Genomic DNA, 4,188 nt, shown 5'->3' on the forward strand with positions numbered 1-4,188 from the left:
TTTCGTGCAAAAGATCGAACATAGCCTCTAACTCCTCAGACTCCACAGTCAACTCACCGGCTTTCGCTTTTTTGTCTATGGACATCGCCAGTTCACAAAGGCGATCTGCCCCAAAGCTCGCAGCACTACTTTTCAACGCGTGGCTGATTTCTTTTGAGTAAGCTAATCGCTCTGCCCCTTGCAGTTTGGATAAGTTCTCGATATAGGTATCCATTTCTCCTAGGAAGATATCGAACAGTACAGGTACGTTGTCACTGCCAATTTCCATCGACAGTTCATCTATTTTTTGCTGATTTAATACATTTACACTCATACTTTTTGCCGCTCTTCTTTGCCGTTCCATGCCTGTAACTTGCGGTAAATCGTCGACGGACTGACATCAAGGTATCCCGCCGCTCGAGGAATATTGCCATCACATGCTTCAATCGCTTGCTCGATTGCCATTTTTTCCGTCATCCATAATGGCATAATCTCAGATGCGGTCATCGCTTTCGGCTCAATTAATTTAGCCACAGACGACGGACGGTCAAGCGGTTGATTCAACGGTGGCGGTAACATGTCCAACGTAATCTCTTTACCGTTGTTTAGAACAACGATATTGCGTAGCACGTTTTGTAACTGACGAACGTTACCCGGCCACTCATAGCTGTTGAATCGCTCGATGACATCAGGCGCAAAACGTATGAAGCTTTTTCCTTCTTCGTGTGACATGTAACCTAACAGTGAGTATGCAATTTCAATAACATCTTCGCCTCGTTCGCGTAAAGGCGGTAAATGCAAAGGAATGACATACAAACGATAGTACAAATCTTCACGGAATCGACCTTCTTGTACCTCTTTCCAGGGATCACGGTTAGTGGCACAAACAAAGCGCACATCCACGCTCTTCATTTTTGAGGAACCCACTTTTTGGAATGTGCCCGTTTGAATAAATCGTAGCAACTTGGTTTGTAAATCCAAGTCCATCTCACAAAGCTCATCTAGAAAAAGTGTGCCGCCATCCGCTAACTCAGCAGCACCTTGACGATCATTCGCAGCGCCAGTAAAGGCCCCTTTTACGTGACCAAACAGTTCACTCTCAATCAAATCTTTTGGAATTGCAGCACAGTTAATTGCAATAAAAGGTTTGTCACCACGTTTACTTGCTGCGTGAATAGCCTCGGCACATACCTCTTTACCAGTACCACTTTCACCTGTGATAAAAATACTCGCTTTACTGCTCGCCGCTGAATCTATCGTACGGTAAACCTGCTGCATGGTTTGGCTACTGCCGATAAACCCCTGATAGCTCTGATTGCCTGGATTATCGGCTTCATTTTTTAGCTTGGTCGCTTTACGAATGGCATTGTTAACCGTGACACGTAAACGGTCTGCTTCACACGGTTTGATTAAAAAGTCTTGTGAGCCATGACGCATGGCCTCGACAGCGGTATCGATAGAACCATGCGCTGTCATAAAGATTATAGGTACGTCGGGATGACTCTTTTTAACGGCATGTAAAACGTCCATCCCCGTCATATCTGGCAGACGGAGATCGAGTAAAATAAGATCTGGAATTCGATGATTTAGGCTCTCAATGGCATCCCTACCTGTGCCGACAATATTGATATCTATGCCAAGCGGTGTCAGGTATGAGCGGTACAGAGCCGCAACAGATGCGGTGTCCTCGACCATTAAAAGGTAACGAGACTTTGGGCCTTCGGGTTTTTGTTGCATAACCTAGCTATTATTTTGTTGTGTTTTAAACAATAATCGCATTACGCTTTGCATTTTGCAAATAACATTAGCTAAATTATGGGCAAAGGAAAAAATTCAAAAATAATATCAATTATTTAAAAAGTGGCACAAACCATGCTGTAACGATAGTGACCCCTCGGGTCACCTAGCCAACTGACGTTGTTAGTGAACGATATGTTCACAAAACAAGCCAATAGACCCGACTGCCTATTGGCTTCTTTTTTTTACAAGCGACCTAAAATGCTTGGATAGTTAAATCGGTAAGTTTGTTCAACTATTTGCGATGAACTGCGCTCGTAGTTTTTCAATCTCGTCACGCTTTTGTGCCGCTAACTCAAATTCTAAATCTTGCGCATGCTGATACATCGCTGCCTCCAGTCGACTGATTTCTTTTTCTAGCTGCTGAGGGGACAGTGCCTCGTAAGTTTGCGAAGGCTCCGCCACTTTCGATAATGGTACCTGTTTAGTGTTACGCTGGCGTTTAGACTTAGTGATATCGCCAAGTTCCATGATGTCTTTGATATTTCGTTTGAGCGCTTGTGGCGAAATACCCATTTCTTCGTTGTACGCTTCCTGCTTCTCGCGACGACGGTTAGTTTCATCCATCGCCTTTTTCATTGAGTTGGTGATTCGGTCAGCGTATAAAATCGCCTTACCTTCGATGTTTCGTGCAGCACGACCAATGGTCTGAATGAGTGAGCGTTCAGACCGCAAGAAGCCCTCTTTATCCGCATCCAAAATTGCAACTAACGAGACCTCTGGCATATCCAGGCCCTCTCTCAATAAGTTTATTCCCACCAGCACGTCAAATTCCCCAAGACGAAGGTCACGGATAATTTCCACACGCTCAACAGTATCAATGTCTGAGTGTAAATAACGTACCTTAACATCATGTTCGTGAAGGTATTCGGTGAGATCTTCAGCCATTCGTTTGGTCAGTGTTGTAACCAGAACTCGTTCATCTTTAGCAGCGCGAATACGGATCTCAGACAATAGGTCGTCGACTTGGGTCGCTACTGGGCGAACTTCCAACTCAGGGTCAAGCAAGCCTGTTGGACGAACGACTTGATCCGCCACATCACCCGCCGATTTTTCTAGTTCGTAATTTCCGGGCGTAGCAGAGACGAAAATCGTTTGTGGCGCTAGTGCTTCAAACTCCTCAAACTTCAGTGGACGATTATCCAAAGCTGAAGGTAACCGGAAACCAAACTCCACCAGCGTTTCTTTACGCGAACGGTCACCTTTATACATGGCACCTATCTGCGGTACTGTCACGTGAGATTCATCGATGATCAACAAGCCATCATGAGGTAAGTAGTCAAACAGGGTTGGTGGCGGCTCACCTTCCGAGCGTCCACTGAGATAACGAGAATAGTTTTCGATACCGGAGCAAAAGCCCAACTCATTCATCATTTCGATATCGAATTGAGTGCGCTGGCTAATTCGCTGCTCTTCCAGTAGCTTGTTGTTATCTAGAAGCTGCTTTTTGCGCACTTCTAGTTCGACTTTAATATTTTCAATCGCTTCAAGAATGCGATCTCTTGGCGTGACATAGTGCGTCTTGGGATAGATGGTATAGCGCGGCAAGTCTCGTTGTTTGACCACGCCTGTCAATGGGTCGAACACACTGATGCAATCCACCTCATCGTCAAACATCTCAACGCGCACAGCGTCTTGGTCTGATTCGGCTGGGAAGATGTCAATCACTTCACCTCGAACACGGAATTGGCCACGCTCAAATGCAACGTCATTGCGCGAGTATTGGAGCTCCGCTAGGCGACGAAGCATATCACGCTGATCAATCACATCTCCACGTCGCAAATGAAGCATCATTTGTAAGTAGGATTCCGGATCACCCAAACCATAGATAGCTGAAACCGAAGCAACGATAATAGCGTCTTTCCGTTCCAATAAAGCTTTAGTGGCAGACAGTCGCATTTGCTCAATGTGGGCGTTAACCGAAGCGTCCTTTTCAATGAAAGTATCTGTTGTGGGAACGTATGCTTCAGGTTGGTAGTAATCATAGTAAGAAACAAAATACTCAACCGCATTATTAGGAAAGAATGACTTCATCTCACCATATAACTGAGCAGCAAGCGTTTTGTTTGGCGCAAGTAATATTGCAGGTCGTTGGGCTTGAGCAATCACATTCGCTAGTGTGAAGGTTTTACCTGAGCCTGTGACCCCCAACAATGTTTGATGTGCTAGCCCAGCATCGAGCCCCTCAAGCAACTGATTGATCGCTCCTGGTTGATCGCCCGACGGCTGATAATCGGAGACCAATTCATAGACTTTACTCATACCCTTCCTCAATTTTACTGCGCTAAGGCTGTATATATATACACCTTAGCTAATGAAATCTACGTCTATCGAGAATTTAACCATCATTGTTAATAAATTTTCTTGTTTGTCTAGAATGCTATAGCCATACAAAAGTGACTCTGATATAGT

The 4,188-nt window shown here is 45.0% G+C and carries 3 protein-coding genes; all 3 read right to left on the reverse strand.

From position 1 onward, the window contains the following. Positions 1 to 313 (reverse strand): quorum-sensing phosphorelay protein LuxU (luxU, locus tag CAG68_RS18055; RefSeq protein WP_161441461.1); only part of this gene is annotated, 313 nt, incomplete at its 3' end. Beyond that, on the reverse strand, positions 310 to 1,716 hold the full coding sequence (gene luxO, locus CAG68_RS18060) for a quorum-sensing sigma-54 dependent transcriptional regulator LuxO (protein ID WP_005380768.1): 1,407 nt from the start codon (positions 1,714 to 1,716) through the stop codon (positions 310 to 312). The genes luxU and luxO, both read right to left, overlap by 4 nt. Positions 1,717 to 2,007: 291 nt before the next feature. Continuing rightward, entirely contained in the window at positions 2,008 to 4,038 is a 2,031-nt protein-coding gene (gene uvrB, locus CAG68_RS18065; protein WP_017636056.1) for an excinuclease ABC subunit UvrB, read from the reverse strand. Positions 4,039 to 4,188: the final 150 nt, after the last annotated feature.

Source organism: Vibrio sp. V42_P2S4T144 (assembly GCF_009904715.1).
Lineage (GTDB): Bacteria > Pseudomonadota > Gammaproteobacteria > Enterobacterales > Vibrionaceae > Vibrio > Vibrio alginolyticus.